Source organism: Arthrobacter sp. B1805 (assembly GCF_002929745.1).
Lineage (GTDB): Bacteria > Actinomycetota > Actinomycetes > Actinomycetales > Micrococcaceae > Arthrobacter_D.
On sequence record NZ_PJIQ01000002.1, the window covers coordinates 314695 to 331664 of the forward strand.

The following is a 16970-nucleotide window of genomic DNA, read 5'->3' on the forward strand; positions in this document are numbered from 1 at the left end:
TGCCCGTTGGTCTTCCCCTCTCGTGCACAGGATCTCCTTATGTCATCCACCTTGAAGGCGGCGGAAACCGCACCCAGCGCCCGCCCGAGTACTCGCCCGAAACTTTCCCTGGTGCAGCGGCTCAGTTGGTTCGACGTGAAAGCGTCGCCGTACCTCTATATCTCCCCGTTCTTCATTCTCTTCGGCCTCCTCGGCCTCTTTCCGCTGGTTTATACACTCGTTGTCTCGCTGCACGATTGGGAGCTGCTGCAGGGGCAGGGGGACTTCGTCGGATTCGAGAACTTCGCCGCCACGTTGCAGGACCGATTCTTCTGGAACTCGATCTTCAATACCCTCAGCATCTTCATCCTGTCGACGGTGCCGCAGATCACCGTCGCCCTGGTCCTCGCGGCCATTCTCGACCACAACCTGAAGGGCAAGACCTTCTGGCGGATGAGCGTCCTGCTTCCCTACATCGTGACTCCGGTTGCGGTCGCGCTCATCTTCTCGAACATCTTCCAGGAGGAGTCGGGCCTGGCGAACAACCTGCTCGGCCTGATCGGCGTCGAGCCCATCGAGTGGAAGCGCGAGACCTGGGCGAGCCACGTCGCGATCGCGACGATGGTGAACTGGCGCTGGACGGGTTACAACGCCCTGATCCTGCTTGCTGCGATGCAGTCCGTGCCACGCGATCTGCACGAATCGGCAGCAATCGACGGTGCCGGCGGTGTACGACGGTTCTTCTCGATCACCATCCCGACGATCCGTCCGACGCTGATCTTCGTCATCATCACTGCGACCATCGGCGGGTTGCAGATCTTCGCAGAACCGCGGCTGTTCGACGTGTCCACAGCCGGCGGTGTCGGCGGCTCAGACCGTCAGTTCCAGACGACGGTGCTCTACCTCTGGGAGATGGCTTTCTTCCGTCAGGACTTCGGTCGGGCGTCTGCCATCGCGTGGCTGCTCTTCCTGCTGATCGTCGGAATCGGCCTGATCAACTTCTTTATCTCGAAAAGGATCGCGTCCGCCGACGGTAGGGCGCTCAAGAAGAAGACCACACAGAAGAAAGGATCCTCGGCATGAGTCTGACAACCACCGACTCGCGGGCGTTCCCGCTGCAGCCTGCACGAGGCCGGAGGCGAACCAGAACCGGAGTGGGGTCCCGCCCCGGGTTCCTCGCCTATGGCCTGCTCGTGGCGACTCTCCTCGGGTTCGCCTACCCGCTCTGGTGGTCGGTGGTCGTTGCCAGCGGAACGAACGCCACGCGTGGCGAAACGCTCCCGCTCATCCCGGGCGGCAACTTCTGGGCGAACGCCGCCCAGGCCATGGATGCCATTCCGTTCTGGCTGGCGCTGTGGAACAGCTTCGTCATCTCCAGCATCATCGCCCTCTCAGTGGTGACGTTCTCCACTCTCGCGGGTTACGCCTTCGCCAAGCTGCGCTTCAAGGGGCGGGACGGCCTGATGATCTTCGTGATCGGAACCATGGCGATCCCGACGCAGCTCGGGATCATTCCACTGTTCATCCTGATGCGGCAGTTCGGCTGGACAGGAGAGTTGGGGGCCGTCATCGTGCCCTCGCTCGTCACCGCTTTCGGTGTGTTCTTCATGCGCCAGTACCTTGTCGACGTGGTGCCCGACGAACTCATAGAGGCGGCCCGGATCGACGGAGCGAACCAGTTCCGCACCTTCCTCAACGTCGGCCTGCCGGCTGCCCGTCCGGCGATGGCTATTCTCGGTCTCTTTACATTCATGGCGGCATGGACGGACTATCTGTGGCCGCTGATCGTGCTCAGTCCACAAAATCCGACATTGCAGACGGCGCTCAGCCAGCTGCAATCCGGGTACTACATCAACTACTCGGTGGTGCTCGCAGGTGCAGTTCTCGCAACGATTCCGTTGCTTGTCCTGTTCATCGCTGCGGGCAGACAACTGATATCGGGCATCATGCAGGGTGCAGTGAAGGGATGACAATGACGAACGAGTTTCCGCCGGGGTTCCTGTGGGGATCGGCGACCGCGGCCGCCCAGATCGAAGGAGCGGCCCACGAGGACGGCAAGGAGGATTCGATCTGGGACGCCTTCGCTCGCGTGCCAGGGGCTATCGCCAACGGGCACACTCCTGAGGTGGCGGTGGATCATTACCATCGATTGTCCGAGGACGTGGCGCTGATGAAGCGTTTGAATCTGCAGTCCTACCGGTTCTCGACGAGCTGGGCCAGAGTGCGACCGGGCGACCGTTTCACCAACCAGAAGGGGCTCGACTTCTACTCCCGCCTAGTGGACGAGCTCCTCGAAGCGGATATCCTCCCCTGGCTGACCCTCTACCACTGGGATCTTCCGCAGGCGCTCGAGGAACGCGGTGGATGGACGAACCGTGAGACGGCCTTTCGGTTCCAGGACTACGCCGCGGCCGTCCATGACCGTCTGGGGGACAGGGTCCGGCACTGGACCACGTTCAACGAGCCGCTATGCTCCTCATTGATCGGCTATGCGGCCGGCGAACATGCTCCTGGACGGCGCGATCCCCGAGCGGCACTGGCCGCCATTCACCACCAGCACCTTGCCCACGGTCTCGCGACCAAGGTGCTGCGGGACCTCGGAGCTGAGGAGATCGGCATCACGCTGAACCTCACCAACGCGATCCCGAACGATCCCGAGGATCCGGCGGACCTCGACGCCGCCCGTCGGCTCGACGCCATCTGGAACCGGGCGTTCCTTGAACCGCTGCTGCTCGGCGCGTACCCGACGGACTTCCTGAATGACGTCGAGGCGCACAGGTTCGAGGAGTTCGTGCACCCGGGAGACCTCGACACGATTGCCGCGCCGATCGATTTCCTGGGGGTGAACCACTACCACGACGACAACGTGAGCGGGCACCAGCAACCGGCGGACGGTCACGAGGGTCTGCAACCCACGAGCCGGCCGAAGTCATCACCGTTCGTCGGGTCCGAGCACATCACTTTCCCAACCAGGAACCTTCCCCGCACAGCGATGGACTGGGAGGTGAACCCGGAGGGCCTGCGCAAGCTCCTCGTCCGGCTCGGGAAAGAGTACGAGAACCTGCCGCCTCTCTACGTGACGGAGAATGGGGCCGCTTACGAGGATGTCGTCGACAACGGTGCCGTCCACGATGTCGAGCGCGTTGCATTCATCCGTTCCCACATCGAGGCTGTGGCAGCCGCCATCAACGACGGCGCGGACGTCCGTGGCTACTTCGTCTGGTCGCTACTCGACAACTTCGAGTGGGCGTGGGGCTATAACAAGCGATTCGGCATCGTGCGAGTGGACTACGAGACGCAGGAGCGCATCGTCAAGGACTCCGGTTCTTTCTATGCCGGCCTCATCGCCAGCATGGACCGAGCTAGCAACGAAAGTATTGTCGGGGCCTGAGAATCACATCCGTCGCCCGAACAACAACGGCGACGCTGTTGTTCGGGCAACGTGTTCACGGCCATCGGCGTCGACCACGATAAGCATCAGAAGGCGCTCCAAGACGGAAGGAATCACCGGAGAAGTCCGGACCTACGGGAGCACTTCCATGAAAGGACTTCTGTGAGTATTGCAAGCGCTCCAACCAGTGCCCCCGCACGATCCGGCTACGGCGGTCTCGAGCTCCTCGTCGCGGGGGAGTGGCTGGGGATCGAAGGCCGGGACTCGCAACCCGTCCTGAATCCCGCGACCGGGAACGAGATAGGACGCCTGCCGGTGGCAACGACGGGCGACCTGGACCGGGCGCTTGAGGCAGCGGCTGAGGCCTTCCCTGTGTGGCGAGCGACCACTCCCGAGCACCGCGCAAACGTCCTCCACGGAGCAGCAGCACTGCTCCGCGAGCGGGTGGAGGACATCGCCTGGCAGATGACTCTCGAGGAGGGCAAGCCCATCCGGGAGTCCAGGGGCGAAGTCCTGTTCACAGCAGGCATCATCGACTTCCTGGCCGGCGAGGCGATGCAGACGTTCGGCAAGGTGATCCCCGGCGCCGTGCCCGGCGGAACCACCCTTGTCCTCTCCGAGCCCGTGGGACCCGTAGCTGCATTCAGCCCGTGGAACTACCCGCTGACAGTGCCAACCCGCAAGATCGCCGCCGCCCTCGTCGCGGGGTGCACCATGGTGATCAAGCCGGCCGAGGAAGCGCCGACCAGCGGACTTGCAGTAGCCCGCGCCCTCGTCGACGCGGGACTCCCTGCGGGAGTCCTCAACGTGGTGTTCGGCGATCCCGCGCACATCTCGGAACACCTCATCGGCTCTCCGATCATTCGGATGGTGTCCTTCACGGGATCCACAGCTGTCGGCAAGCACATCGCCTCGCTGGCAGCGGCGGGAGCGAAGCCGTGCATGCTCGAGCTCGGCGGGCACGCCCCGGTCCTCGTCTTCGACGATGTCGACGTCGACTCTGTTGTCGCCCAGCTCGTCGGCAGCAAATTCCACAACAACGGCCAGTCCTGCGGCTCCCCGTGCCGCTTCTACGTCCAGGACGGCATCTATGACCAGTTCGTGGCGCGGTTCGCCCAGCTCACGAAGGCGATACAGGTAGGGAATCCCCTCGACGAATCCACCGAACTCGGTCCGCTGATCTCCGGCCGGCGGATCGACTCCATGGAGCACCTGGTGCAGGATGCCATCGAGCAGGGTGCCAGCATCGTGGCGGGCGGCGCGGCGATTCCCGGCGACGGGTACTTCTGGCAACCCACAGCACTCGCCGACGTTCCCGAGGACGCGCTCATCATGAACGAAGAGCCCTTCGGTCCCGTTGCCGCGATCTCACGGTTCAGCACAGAGGAAGAAGTTGTCGAGCGGGCGAATCGACTGCCGTACGGCCTGGGGTCCTACCTCTTCACCTCCTCGCTCCCGCGGGCACTCAGGCTTCCCAGCCTCATCCAGGCGGGCATGGTCTCCGTCAACGCCTGCAACCTGGGCGGCGTCGACACCTTCTTCGGAGGGGTGAAGGAAAGCGGCTACGGGTCCGAGGGTGGGCCGGAAGCGGTCGCCGCATTCCTTCGTCCGAAACTGGTGACCTACGCCGTATGACGATTCGAGCCGCATACGTGCTGGGTCAGGAGGGCTACGACCGCATCTACGGCCCGGAGCAGCGGGCGGCGATCACCGAGCTCTGCGGTACCGAACCGCCGTTCGTGCCGGCCGATGTCGCGAGTGCCCCGGGCACCGTGCTCGCCGGCACCGTGCTCGCGGACACCGAGGTCATCCTCTCGGGGTGGGGGGCGCCGGTCATGGACGAGGAGTTCCTGGCACGCGTGCCGCGGCTCCGTGCCGTGCTGTACGCCGCAGGCGCTGTACGGGGGTTCGTGACGCCGGCACTCGCGCGAAACGGGGTCCTCGTCTCCAGCGCAGCCTCCGCAAACGCCATCCCGGTCGCCGAATACACCCTTGCAACGATCCTTTTCTCACTCAAGGGGGGCTGGGCTGCCCTGCGGTCACCTCGATCGCACGCCATAGCTGACGTGGACGACGTGCCCGGCAGCTACCACTCGACCGTGGGGCTCCTCGCCCTCGGCACGATCGGTCGACTCGTCAGTGAGAGGTTGAAGACCACCGACACCCGCGTCCTGGCCTACGATCCGTACGCGTCGCCCGCCGAGGCGGCGGAACTGGGGGTCCGCCTGGTTGATCTTCAGGAGCTGTTCACCGCCGACGTCGTGAGCATCCACGCCCCCCTCCTCGAGGAGACCCGGAATCTCGTGGACCGTTCCCTGCTCGCTTCGATGAAGACCAGGGCAACCATCATCAACACAGCTCGGGGAGCCGTGATCGACCACGACGCCCTCGCAGACGTGCTTGCCGCACGTCCGGACCTCCAGGCAGTGCTCGATGTCACCCATCCCGAGCCGCTGCCGGAGAGCTCGCCGCTGCTGACGCTTCCCAATGTCGTTGTCACACCGCACATCGCCGGCTCCCTCGGCCCGGAATGCCACCGGATGGCTGACCTCATGACGGACGAATTACGACGTCTCGCCACTGGTGAGCCTCTCCGCCATGCTGTCGATCTCGGCAGGCTCGACCGGGTGGCAACACCATGAGCAGGATCCTCGTGTTCAGCCGGACGTGCGGTTACCGGCACGAGTCGATTCCGGACGCGATCGCCGCGCTCACCACCATCGCCCACGAGGACGGCCACCTGGTGGAAGCGACCGAGGACCCGAGTGTCTTCGAGCCCCGCGCGCTCGCAGCATGGGACGTCGTGGTGTGGGTGTCGACGTCGGGGGAGGTGCTCGACGGGGAGCAGCGCCGCGCCTTCGCGGACTGGCTGCGTGCCGGTGGATCCTACGCAGGGGTCCATTCCGCAACCGCCTGCGAGTACGAGTGGGACGAATACGAGCGGATCGCCGGCGCGGTCTTCACCGACCACCCGCAGGTCCAGGAAGCCGTCGTCCGTGTGGCAGATCCCGATCACCCGTCCACGGTGGACCTGCCCCCGACATGGCGGCATCGCGACGAGTGGTACAACTTCCGCCGTCCCCCTCGGGACCGGACGGTCCTCCTCACGGTGGACGAGGAGAGCTATACGGGCGGCACGATGGGACCCGGCCATCCCGTCGCCTGGCACGGCTCATATGGCTCGGGACAGACCTGGTACACCTCCCTGGGCCACGACGCCGAGGCATACACCGACCCCTTGTTCTGCGCTCATCTCCGCGGCGGATTACGCAGCCTCCTCGGCTAGGCCCATCGCCCAGGCACGCGAGCGCACCGGCAATCCACCCTTGCCGGCTGCCCGCCCGTGCAACCGCCGACGGGCCTAGAGGTACGGCAGAACGTGCTCCGCGTACCGTGTCTTCACGATCTCCACCACCTCGGCGGGCGGCGCGTCCCAGATCTCCCGGTTGAAGATCTCCACCTCGACGGGGCCGGTGTACCCGGCGTCCGCCACCCAGGTCCCGATACTCCCGAAATCGATATAGCCGTCGCCCATGTAGCCCCGGGACAGCAGGGCGTCGGACGCGATGGGGAGGTTCCAGTCGCACACCTGGTAGGACGCGAGACGCCCTTCCTCACCGGCGCGCCGGATCTGGCTCTCGAGCTGCGGATCCCACCAGACGTGGAAGGTGTCGACGACGACGCCGACGTTCTCCTTCGCGAACGGTGCCGCGAGGTCCAGTGCCTGGCCAAGGGTGGACAGCAGGGCACGGTCGGCCGCGTACATGGGGTGCAGCGCTTCGAGCACCAGCCGGACGTCGTGTTCGGCGGCTACAGGTACCAGTTCGGCGAGGCGGTCCGCGATCCGCGCTCGCGCTCCCACCACGTCCTTGCCTCCACGCGCATCGGTTCCGGCCGAACCCCCGATGAGCGCACCGGCTGCGGGAAGACCTCCGACCACCATGATGAGTTCCCGCGTGCCGAGCGTTGCTGCTTGCTCGATGGCGCGGGTGTTGTCGTCCAGGGCCTCGCGTTGGCCGGCCGTGTCCGCGGCCGTCAGGAACCCGCCCCGGCACAGGCTGGACACCGTGAGGCCCGCATCCGAGATCAGCCGGGCTGCCTTGTCCAGGCCCGCTTCCTCCACGCGGTCGCGCCAGACTCCGATGTGTTCCAGGCCGGCGTCCGAGTAGAGGCGCACGGCGTCGGCAAGGGAGATGTTCTTGGTCGTCGCCGTATTGATCGACAACCGGCTGAAATCCGTCATACGCCCACTCCATAGGTGGACAGGAGCTGCCCGAACCGGTGTGCGGCCTCATCCGGGTTCTCGAGGAGGCCGGCCGTGTCGGCCAACTCGAAGGTCCTCGAAAGATGAAGGATCGACCGCCCTGCCTGCAGGCCGCCCACCATCTGGAAGCCGGGCTGCCGTCCGTTGATCCAGGACAGGAAGGCGACACCCGTCTTGTAGTAGAAGGTCGGCGCGCTGAAGATGTGCAGCCCGAGATCGCGCGTGGAGTCCAGGATCGCCCGCCCGGCGTCGGGGTTGCCGGCGTCATATTCCTGGATCGCGGCGGACGCGGCAGGGTAGATGGCGGCGAAGATCCCCAGCAGGGCATCCGAGTGGTGGGTGCCGTCGCCGTGGATCAGTTCGGGGTAGTTGTAGTCGTCGCCTGTGTACAGGCGGACGCTCGCCGGGAGGGCGGCCCGCAGGGACACCTCGTGCGAGGCATCGAGGAGGGAGACCTTGACGCCGTCCACCGCGCTTGCGTTGTCCATGATGAGGCCGAGGAACACCTCGGTGGCCCGGGCGACGTCGGTGCTGCCCCAGTAGCCAGCCAGTGCGGGATCGAACATCGTGCCGAGCCAGTGCAGGACGACCGGCTGGTCCACCTCGGCCAGCAGCGTGCCGTAGACGTAGAGGTAGTCCTCAGGGCCCTCCGCGATGGCGGCCAGGGCCCTGGACGCCATCAGGATCACCTTCGCGCCGGCACCGGAGACCACGGAGACCTGCTCGCGGTACGCCTCGAGGACGACGTCGAGCCCGGCCCTGCCCGAGGGCAGCGCGGCCAGGTCGAGCTGATCGGTACCCGCGCCGCATGCGAGCAGGTCACGCACCGACTTGCCCGCGGTCGCCGCGGCACCGGATCCGGCGACGGCTGCCGCTTCGGCCCCTGAGCGCTTAATCAGTTCCTGGGTCGCAGCCCAGTCGAGACCCATGCCGCGCTGGGCGGTGTCCATCGCGTCGGCGACACCGAGCCCGTACGACCACAGCTCGCTGCGGTAGGCGAGCGTGCTGTCCCAGTCCAGGACGGCGGGAGCGCCGGGCGTATTGTCCGCACTAACCTCGGGAATCACGTGCGCGGCCGCGTAGACCGCGCGGGACGTCAGGGGAGCGGCCGGGCGCGCCCACGAAGTGCCACCCCTGAGCGAGTAGCGCTTCATCCCTCCGTCAGCGGCGGGCAGGTCGAGGAAGTTCACAGGACGATCTCCGGGATGTCGATGGTGCGGCGCTCGGCCGAGGACTGCAGGCCGAGTTCCGCGAGCTGCACGCCGCGGGCGGCAGAGAGGAGCCCGAAGCGGTGTTCACGGCCGGCGACGACGTCGCGGAGGAACTCCTCCCACTGCAGCTTGAAGCCGTTGTCCAGCTCAGCGTTGGCGGGTACTTCCTGCCACTGGTCACGGAAGGATTCCGTGACCGGCAGGTCCGGGTTCCAGACCGGCTTCGGCGTATGGGCACGCTGCTGGGCGACGCACTTGTTGAGTCCTGCGACGGCGGACCCATGGGTGCCGTCGATCTGGAACTCGACCAGTTCGTCGCGGTAGACGCGCACGGCCCAGGAGGAGTTGATCTGGCCGATCACCGGATCGCCGGCCGGCGTCTCCAGTTCGAAGATGCCGTAGGAGGCGTCGTCGGCCGTGGCCTTGTATTCCTTGCCCTGCTCGTCCCAGCGGGTGGGGATGTGGGTGGCGGTCTTCGCGCTGACGCTGTTGACCTTGCCGATGATGCCCTCGAGGACGTAGTTCCAGTGGCAGAACATGTCCGTGGTCATACCGCCGCCGTCTTCCTTGCGGTAGTTCCAGGACGGGCGCTGGGCAGCCTGGACGTCACCTTCGAAGACCCAGTAGCCGAACTCCCCGCGGATGGAGAGGATGCGGCCGAAGAATCCCTCGTCGACGAGCCGGCGAAGCTTGACGAGTCCCGGGAGGTACAGCTTGTCGTGGACGACTCCGGCGGTGACGCCGGTCTGCTGGGCCAGGCGGGCCAGGTCCACGGCCTCGTCGAGTGTCTCGGCGGTCGGCTTCTCGGTGAAGATGTGCTTGCCCGCGGCCATCGCCTTGCGAAGCGTCGCTGCGCGCAGCGACGTCATGGATGCGTCGAACACGACGTCGACGGTGGGATCGGCGATGATCCCGTCGAGGTCCGTGGTCCAGCGTTCGACCTTGTGCTGCTCTGCGAGTTCCCGGAGTTTCGCTTCATTGCGACCGACCAGGATCGGCTCCACCTGGACGCGCGTACCGTCCTCGAGGGTGAAGCCGCCGGCCTCGCGGATGGGAAGGATGGAGCGCAGCAGATGCTGGCGGTATCCCATGCGCCCGGTGATGCCGTTCATTGCGATGCGGATGGTTCGGATTTCAGTCATGTCAGCTCCTGCTGCGGCTCAGGTGGAAAGCGTTTTCCAGACTAGGCCGATAAAGGGTCCAGCGTCAATCACCACTGCACGGTGAAAACCCGGGCATCTGCGCGCTGGGCAGTGCGCTCTGCACAGATACCGGCATACGCCGGCCGGCCCGGAATGACCCGGACCCACCATGGGTTCCAGTTGATATGCCCCTTCCCTTCGATGGCGTCTCCATCCTCGACCGCGCCCAGTCCCGGTTCGGTTCCTCCGAGGCGGACACGTTGAAGGGGGTCAGCGAGCGGGCCCGACGAGCCGAAGAGCTGGGCTACCGCCGATTCTGGGTGGCCGAGCATCACGGCGTCCCCGGCATCGCCGGCGCGGCCCCCGCGGTGCTGGCCGCCGCGATCGCGTCGCGCACGACGACCATCCGCATCGGCACGGGCGGCATCATGTTGCCGAACCACCAGCCCCTCGTGGTCGCGGAGCAGGCGGCAACACTTGCCGCCCTCTTCGATGACCGGTTCGACCTCGGCGTCGGACGCTCACTCGGTTTCACCCAGGCGGTACGGGCCGCGCTCCGGACCGGCAAGGAAGGCGCCGACCGGTTCGAGGAGGACGTCGCCGAACTGCTTGCGTTCCTCTCCGGCCGCGCCTCGGTCACCGCTCGCCCGCAGGATGGCGGCCGCACACCCGTCTTCGTCCTCGCAACGGGGCAGGGCGTGGACATTGCCGCGCGGGCCGGCCTCGCCGTCGTGCTCGGTGGACCCGCGCTGTTCCGCCGACCCGATCCTGCGCTCGAGCGCTATCGTGCCTCCTTCCGCCCGTCCCGGTGGTGGAACCGGCCGCACGTGGTCGTGTCGCTGAACGTGGCGGTGGCGGGAACGACGGCGGAAGCCCGGCAGCTCCTCGAGCCGGAGGCCCGCGCGCTCGCCGTCTCGCGTACCAAGGGGTACTTCCCGCCCCTCGAGCCCTCGGCGGCGGAGCCGCTCGGCACGCGATCCGAGGCACGGGTCGAGGCCCTGGTCGAGGAGTCCCTGGCCACCGCGGTGTACGGGACGCCGGACGAGGTGGAGCGGCAACTGACGGATCTGCAGGGACGCACGGGCGCCGACGAGCTGCTGGTCAGCGGCGGCATGTTCGACCTGGACGGGCAGGCGCGGTCGGACGAGCTGGTCGCGGAGCTGTCCGCGGCCTAGCGGTCGGTGCGACCGCGGCAGTCGGTGTGCCACATCGTGCGGCGGTTCGGCTACGTGCCGCGGACCCCTGGGCTCGCCTAGCCGTCCCGAAGGTCCAGACGCATCACCACACGCGGGAAGCCTCCGGCGATCGCGGTGGTATCAGCTGCCTTCGCGAAACCGGCGTTCTCGAAGAGCCGGCGGGTTCCCACGAACGCCATCGTCGTGTCCACCTTCTCGTCGCCGTTGTCGGCCGGATATCCCTCGATGGCCGGCGCGCCGTTACGCTGGGCGTGCTGGACGGCGCCCTTCAGCAACGCCCGCGCGACGCCCCGACCACGGTGCCCACCCCGCACTCGGAAACACCACACGGTCCACACCGGCAGATCGTCGAGATGGGGGATCTTCCGGCTGTTGGCGAAGGAGTGGAGCTCGGAGCGCGGAGCCACGCCGCACCATCCGACCACCACGGCATCCTCATAGGCGAGGATCCCGGGCGGTATGTCCCGTCCACACAGCTCCCGGACCTTCTCGGGACGTTCCCGCGCGGTCAGCGCGCGATTCTCCCTGGACGGCAGGCGGTACGTGAGGCACCAGCAGGTGGGGGAGTCCGGATTGCGGGGGCCGAGCAGCGTGGCGACGTCGTCGAACCGGTCGGCGGTGGCGGGGTGGATCACGAAATCCACTGCGGTCTCCCTCTCCTGGGTGGATGTCGGCGCGCCATGACGGCGTCGGCCGACCTCATGGAGAAAGCCTAGCGAGCTGCGGTGCCGCCCGGAGGGGGTGGCCCTGGGGAAAACCCGGGTCATCCTCTGGAGGGCGCCTGGCCGGCCTGATCGGCGCGGTCCGGCGCGGCGAACTGGTGAGCGGCCGGCGCATCGTCTTCTGGCACACCGGCGGACTTCCCGGTCTACTGGGGCACACCGACGCTCTGACAAGGATCATGGACTAGATGACGCAGACCGAGCACGACGACGCCGCCGCCTTCGCCGCCTACCAGGCTTCCTTCTCGGAGGCTCCCGGGTACCTCAACTTCGCGAGCTACGGGCCGCCGTCGAGCAGGGTCCACGATCGGGTGGAGCACCTCGTGAGGCTGGCCGGTGAGGGTGCCGTGGGTGCCACGGAGCGACTGGAGGGCGAGAACCTGCGCGCCCGGGAGTCCTTCTCCCGCCTCAGCGGTTTCCCGTTCGATCACGTCGGGATGACGGGAAGCACGTCGCTGGGACTGTTCCAGGTGGCCTTCGGCCTGTCTCGCGGCTCGGTGCTGGTCAGTGCGGGCGAGTTCCCCTCCAACATCTACCCCTGGCTGCGCACGGGCGGCATCGGCCGCGCCCGTGTCGATCTCGTCGGCGCTCCCGGCACCCGCATGACGCCCGACGTCGTTGCCCGCAGCCTGACGAGCGACACCGTGGCGGTGAGCGTGAGCGCCGTCGACTTCCGCACCGGCTACCGGGCGGACCTCGCCGGCATCCGCGACGTGATCGGGCCGGACCGCCTCCTCGTGGTGGACGGCATCCAGGGCTTCGGTGTCGCCGATCTCGAGTGGACGCTCGCCGACGTGCTGATCACCGGCGCCCAGAAGTGGGTGCGCGGCACCTGGGGCGTGGCTGCACTCGCCTTCTCGCCGCAGGGGCTAGAGCGGGTCGAGCCGGTGCTGACCGGCTGGACAGGCGTGACGGATTCCAGACGGTACGACGGTGTTGAGCACCGGCCGCTGCCCGGCGCCGAGCGTTTCTCCGTCTCCAACCTGTCGCCCTATGCGACCGGTGCCTTCGCGGAAGCACTCGAGCTCATGGAGTCGGTGGGAACCCGAGCGATCGACGGCATCGTCTCGACGCATGCCGCCGCCCTGATCGAGGAACTCGACGTTGCCGGGGTGCCGGTTCTCTCGCCGCGGGAGAGGGAGCAACGCGCGGGCATCGTGGTGGCCGGGGTGTCCGGACGGGCTGCCGCTGCCTATGCGGCGCTCGCTGCCGCTGACATCTCTGCCACGCAGCACGGCGAGGACCGCATTCGACTCTCCGTCCACGCGACAACGCGGTCCGAGGTGTTCAGCGAGGCGGCGAAGGTGCTGGCAGACTTCGCCTAGCGGATTCCGTCGTAACGATCGCCGCACTATAAGGCGCGCTTCCGGGTTGCACCAGAGTCGCTGCGAGGGTTGGCCCATGGAAGGGGGTCAACCCTCGGAAGTGTCCGTGACCGGTGCTAACGTCCGGTCAGAACGTGTGACTCAGGCAACATGTTCGTAACCTCAGGCACCTAATCTGGGTGTGCTCGACATCAGCTGGGACATTTCACTAGGGAGAACCCTTGAATCTCACCACTCGAACCCGGGGGCTGCGGTGCGCGATGGCGCTCGCCGTGACCAGCGCCGTTGTGCTTGCTCCCGTCAGCGCGCAGGCCACCACCGGCAGCGCGGCGGGCTCAGCCGCCGCCACCTCGTCCTTCGCGTCCTCGCCCAGTGCCGATGGTGCTGCCGGGAAGCTCGACGACCGCGCCGATCCCGCGGCAGAAGAACGCCGCCGGCTCAACCAGCAGGGGCTCGCGAAGGTCATCTCCGGTGAGGCCACGGTGGAGGACCGCGGCGGCTCCAAGGCCGTCAAGGTAGCCCCCGGCCAGTGGGCGCAGTACGGACTGCAGGAGAGCGATCAGATCCTGTCCTTCCTCGTCGATTTCGGGGACATGGTCGATCCGCGCTTCCCCACCTCGACGGCGGGCCCCACGCACAACACCATCAAGGAACCGGACCGCACGGTGGACAACTCCACCTACTGGTCGGACACCTTCGACCGCGACCACTACCTCGACATGTTCTTCAGCGACGAGGGTGAATCCCTCAAGGGCGTCTACGAGGAGATGTCGAGCGGCCGTTACACGGTCGACGGCGACGTCAGCGACTGGGTCACCGTGCCCTACAACTCGGCGAGCTATGGCGAGACCGAGAGCCAGACGGACATGACCCGCTTCGTGCAGGACACGGCGGACGCCTGGTACGACTCGCAGATCGCCGCAGGCAAGACGCCTGCCGAGATCGACGCGTACCTCGCGACCTTCGACCAGTGGGACCGCTACGACTTCGACAAGGACGGCGACTTCGACGAGGCAGACGGCTACATCGACCACTTCCAGGCCATCCACGCGGGCGAGGGCGAGGAGGCCGGCGCGGCGTCGTCGGCCATCTGGTCGCACCGCTGGGCCGTGGGCCAGGCAGGCCGAGGCACGTCCGGCCCAGCAGCCAACCCGTACGGCGGCATCAGGATCGGCGACTCGAGCGTCTGGATCCGTGACTACACCACCGAACCGGAGAACGGCGGTCTCGGAGTCTTCGCGCACGAGTACGGACACGACCTCGGCCTGCCCGACCTGTACGACACCAGCGGCGGCGAGAACGGAACCGGGTTCTGGACGCTCATGAGCTCCGGGTCATGGCTCGGCCACGGCGAGGGCTCCATCGGGACCACGCCGAACCACATGGGCGCGTGGGAGAAGCTGCAGCTCGGCTGGCTGGACTACGACATCGCAACCGCCGGCCAGAAGTCGACCCACAAGATCGGCCCGTCGTTCCATGCCACGAAGGCTCCGCAGGCCGTCGTCGTGAACCTGCCGAAGGACGCCGCCGGCAAGGACCGTTTCTACATCGCGGAGAACCGCGTGTACGGCGGCTACGACGCAACGCTCGCCACCGGTCCGTACAACTTTGGCTGGGGCCTCACCGCGCCTGACACCGTGGAGCACTACGCCTACCAGGACGGCCTGAGCATCACCTACTGGAATACCGCACAGAGCAACAACAACACGCGCCAGCACCCCGGTGCAGGCCTCGCCCTGCCCGTGGACGCCCACCCGAAGGCCCTGACCTGGTCTGACGGCACGGTCGTGCGTAACCGCATCCAGAGCTTCGACGCCACCTTCGGCAAGCAGGCCACCGATGCGCTGAACCTGCACCGCGAGACCTCGGCGGGCATGACGACCCTCTGGGCGCCGTCGCAGGCAGGCGTCGCCGTCTTCGACGACACCGATCCCACCGCCTACTACGACGCCGCGAACCCGCAGGGCTCCGTCGTGGTCGCAGGTACGGGAACCAAGATCGAGGTCACTCAGTCCAACCCGACCGGGATGATGACCCTGCAGGTGCGCTAGCACGGCAGTCCGGAGACAGAGGAAGCCGGGAGGTGACTCCCGGCTTCTTCTGTCTGGTGTCCTAGTGGGTGCGCCGCCGGCGCCGCGGTTGCGAGACCACGGCGATCGCGAGGGCCAGGACAGCTGCAACGATGCTCAGGATCCCTGCTGCCAGGTACCGCAGCGGGGGGCCGGCGCTGATCTGCGCCTCGGTCACGATCGATTCAGCCTGTGGCAGCAGGGTCGGTGTGGCCGGGGGAGACACCCGGGCCGCTCGCGACGACGGGCTCGGGATGCCGGGGAGCGATGCGGGAGCTGGGAAGGCTCCTGCCCCGACGGCGGCCCCGCCCGGCTGTTGCGGGGGCGGGGGAGCCAGGAGGGCAGGGGGAGCGGCAGGCTCTACAGGTGAGGGCGGCGGGGGCTCGGCGGCCGGCTCGGACTCTCCCGGCGAGGGAGGCTCGGCGGACGGCGAGGGAACAGCCGGGGTAGGGGCAGGTTCCCGCGCGACGGCGGGCAGATCGATCGGGGTGGGCGCCCCACCACTGGGGGTAGCGACCGGCTGCCCGCTCGCCGAGGGGGTTGCGGACGGATCCACCGCGGGCTCGGTCGGCTCCGGTGCGGGCGGGGACTCGGATGGCGGTCCGGTCAGTGCTGCATCGCCGGGCGGGCTGGTCGGTTCCTGCTGAGGGGGAGCAGAGACTGTGCCCACCTGTGCAACCATCCGATTCGATGGTGGTAATTGCGGCACTGCGGACGCCAGCGGGGGTGCGGCCAGGAGGAAGGCGCTACTGAGCGCCAGGGCGGGGATCGTCGTGCGGACGCGCATGGCAGTGTCTTCTCAAGGGGGGACGGGACCGGCAGATGAAGTGCGAAGCATGCTGATGGTTCGGGTTCATGCTACGCCGCGACGGTTCCTGTTCCTATCCATCACCGACATCACAGCGCCCCCTTGCCGTGGACGTCAGGACCTGTGGTGGGGCGAGGGGCGGTCTGTGCAGACAGGCTCCGGAGCCTGTGCCGCTGGCCGGAACACGAAGAAACGGTAGGCGATGTACCGGAACACATTGCCGAGCAGGACCCCGACGACATTCGCGGAGATGTTGTCCGCGAGGGGGCTGGTGAGACCGAGGGCGTAGTGGGAGATGGCGAGGCATGCCGCTGCGATGCCGAGCCCGGCGAGGTTCGTGAGTCCGAAAAGCAGTGCTTCCTGGCGCTTGGGGCGGCCGGCGAACTCCCGGAAGGTGACGTAATGGCTGCCCAGCCACGAGACGCCCGTAGCCAGGACCACCGAGATGACCTTCGAAGTGATCGGTCCGACGCCGACACCGGACGCCAGGATGTTGAAGGCCGAGATGTCGACGACGAAGGCAACAGTGCCCACGGCGGTGAAGGAACCGAGGCGCTGCAGTGCTCCGCTCACACCCGCTCCCTCTCTCGACGACCCTCCAAACTACTACTTAGGGAACCTAAGTTACTAATCGTCGAGGAGGGAGCCGGAGGCGCCGTGGCTAGCGCAGCGCTCCGCGACGAGTGGAGCCACGACTTGCTCGCCTTCCTCGCCGGGTAGTCCCTGCCCACGCAGAAGAGGAAGGGCCACACCCATGGGGTGCGGCCCTTCCTGAAGATGTTGTTCTCCGGGGTCAGAGGCCGGGGGTGATGAGGACGGACGCGCCGGTCCGGGCCGCCTGGAAGCGGGTCTGGACGTCGGCC

Annotated in this window: 15 protein-coding genes; 9 read left to right on the forward strand and 6 right to left on the reverse strand. The window is 67.1% G+C overall.

Annotated elements, in window-relative coordinates:
* The first annotated feature begins 39 nt into the window (after positions 1-39).
* The 6 genes from CXQ96_RS04120 to CXQ96_RS04145 all read left to right on the forward strand — a co-directional run bounded on the left by CXQ96_RS04120 (position 40) and on the right by CXQ96_RS04145 (position 6656).
* Positions 40-1062 carry a carbohydrate ABC transporter permease gene (locus CXQ96_RS04120; RefSeq protein WP_104116752.1) on the forward strand — a complete coding sequence of 341 codons (1023 nt, stop codon included), beginning with the start codon at positions 40-42 and terminating at the stop codon, positions 1060-1062.
* 2 nt (positions 1063-1064) lie between these two features.
* Positions 1065-1949 carry a carbohydrate ABC transporter permease gene (locus CXQ96_RS04125; RefSeq protein ID WP_104116797.1) on the forward strand — a complete coding sequence of 295 codons (885 nt, stop codon included), beginning with the start codon at positions 1065-1067 and terminating at the stop codon, positions 1947-1949.
* A 2-nt stretch (positions 1950-1951) separates the two neighbouring features.
* Positions 1952-3370 (forward strand): GH1 family beta-glucosidase, encoded by a 1419-nt coding sequence (locus CXQ96_RS04130; RefSeq protein ID WP_104116753.1) that lies wholly within the window; start codon positions 1952-1954, stop codon positions 3368-3370.
* A gap of 162 nt (positions 3371-3532) precedes the next feature.
* Positions 3533-5005 carry an NAD-dependent succinate-semialdehyde dehydrogenase gene (locus CXQ96_RS04135; protein WP_219816078.1) on the forward strand — a complete coding sequence of 491 codons (1473 nt, stop codon included), beginning with the start codon at positions 3533-3535 and terminating at the stop codon, positions 5003-5005.
* A complete protein-coding gene (locus tag CXQ96_RS04140) occupies positions 5002-6012 on the forward strand; it encodes a hydroxyacid dehydrogenase (protein ID WP_104116754.1) in 1011 nt (336 codons plus the stop codon). Before CXQ96_RS04135 ends, CXQ96_RS04140 begins: the two co-directional genes overlap by 4 nt.
* Positions 6009-6656 (forward strand): ThuA domain-containing protein, encoded by a 648-nt coding sequence (locus tag CXQ96_RS04145; protein ID WP_104116755.1) that lies wholly within the window; start codon positions 6009-6011, stop codon positions 6654-6656. The genes CXQ96_RS04140 and CXQ96_RS04145 overlap by 4 nt, the downstream gene beginning before the upstream one ends.
* 75 nt (positions 6657-6731) lie before the next feature.
* Here CXQ96_RS04145 and CXQ96_RS04150 read toward each other — a convergent pair whose 3' ends face one another.
* Genes CXQ96_RS04150 through CXQ96_RS04160 form a run of 3 tightly spaced genes read right to left on the reverse strand, consistent with a single transcriptional unit; the run spans position 6732 to position 9987 of the window.
* Complete coding sequence (locus CXQ96_RS04150) at positions 6732-7613, reverse strand: sugar phosphate isomerase/epimerase (protein ID WP_104116756.1); 882 nt, start codon at positions 7611-7613, stop codon at positions 6732-6734.
* Positions 7610-8824: a dihydrodipicolinate synthase family protein gene (locus CXQ96_RS04155; RefSeq protein WP_104116757.1), complete on the reverse strand. Its 1215-nt coding sequence runs from the start codon at positions 8822-8824 to the stop codon at positions 7610-7612. Before CXQ96_RS04155 ends, CXQ96_RS04150 begins: the two co-directional genes overlap by 4 nt.
* Complete coding sequence (locus tag CXQ96_RS04160; RefSeq protein WP_104116758.1) at positions 8821-9987, reverse strand: Gfo/Idh/MocA family protein; 1167 nt, start codon at positions 9985-9987, stop codon at positions 8821-8823. The genes CXQ96_RS04155 and CXQ96_RS04160 overlap by 4 nt, the downstream gene beginning before the upstream one ends.
* 185 nt (positions 9988-10172) lie before the next feature.
* On the opposite strand from CXQ96_RS04160, the gene CXQ96_RS04165 reads away from it, so the two are divergent.
* Positions 10173-11162 carry an MsnO8 family LLM class oxidoreductase gene (locus tag CXQ96_RS04165; RefSeq protein ID WP_104116759.1) on the forward strand — a complete coding sequence of 330 codons (990 nt, stop codon included), beginning with the start codon at positions 10173-10175 and terminating at the stop codon, positions 11160-11162.
* Positions 11163-11239: 77 nt separating this feature from the next.
* Here CXQ96_RS04165 and CXQ96_RS04170 read toward each other — a convergent pair whose 3' ends face one another.
* Complete coding sequence (locus CXQ96_RS04170; RefSeq protein WP_219816079.1) at positions 11240-11827, reverse strand: GNAT family N-acetyltransferase; 588 nt, start codon at positions 11825-11827, stop codon at positions 11240-11242.
* A gap of 266 nt (positions 11828-12093) precedes the next feature.
* Here CXQ96_RS04170 and CXQ96_RS04175 point away from each other — a divergent pair, with 266 nt between their 5' ends.
* Positions 12094-13230 (forward strand): aminotransferase class V-fold PLP-dependent enzyme, encoded by a 1137-nt coding sequence (locus CXQ96_RS04175; RefSeq protein ID WP_104116761.1) that lies wholly within the window; start codon positions 12094-12096, stop codon positions 13228-13230.
* 221 nt (positions 13231-13451) lie between these two features.
* The gene (locus CXQ96_RS04180; protein ID WP_308662462.1) at positions 13452-15281 is read left to right on the forward strand and encodes an immune inhibitor A domain-containing protein; all 1830 of its coding nucleotides are present in this window, start codon (positions 13452-13454) and stop codon (positions 15279-15281) included.
* A gap of 61 nt (positions 15282-15342) precedes the next feature.
* Here CXQ96_RS04180 and CXQ96_RS18015 read toward each other — a convergent pair whose 3' ends face one another.
* Together CXQ96_RS18015 and CXQ96_RS04185 are read right to left on the reverse strand one after the other, a co-directional pair.
* The gene (locus CXQ96_RS18015) at positions 15343-16086 is read right to left on the reverse strand and encodes a hypothetical protein (protein ID WP_146070806.1); all 744 of its coding nucleotides are present in this window, start codon (positions 16084-16086) and stop codon (positions 15343-15345) included.
* A 135-nt stretch (positions 16087-16221) separates the two neighbouring features.
* Positions 16222-16680 carry a GtrA family protein gene (locus CXQ96_RS04185; RefSeq protein WP_104116763.1) on the reverse strand — a complete coding sequence of 153 codons (459 nt, stop codon included), beginning with the start codon at positions 16678-16680 and terminating at the stop codon, positions 16222-16224.
* Positions 16681-16970: the final 290 nt, after the last annotated feature.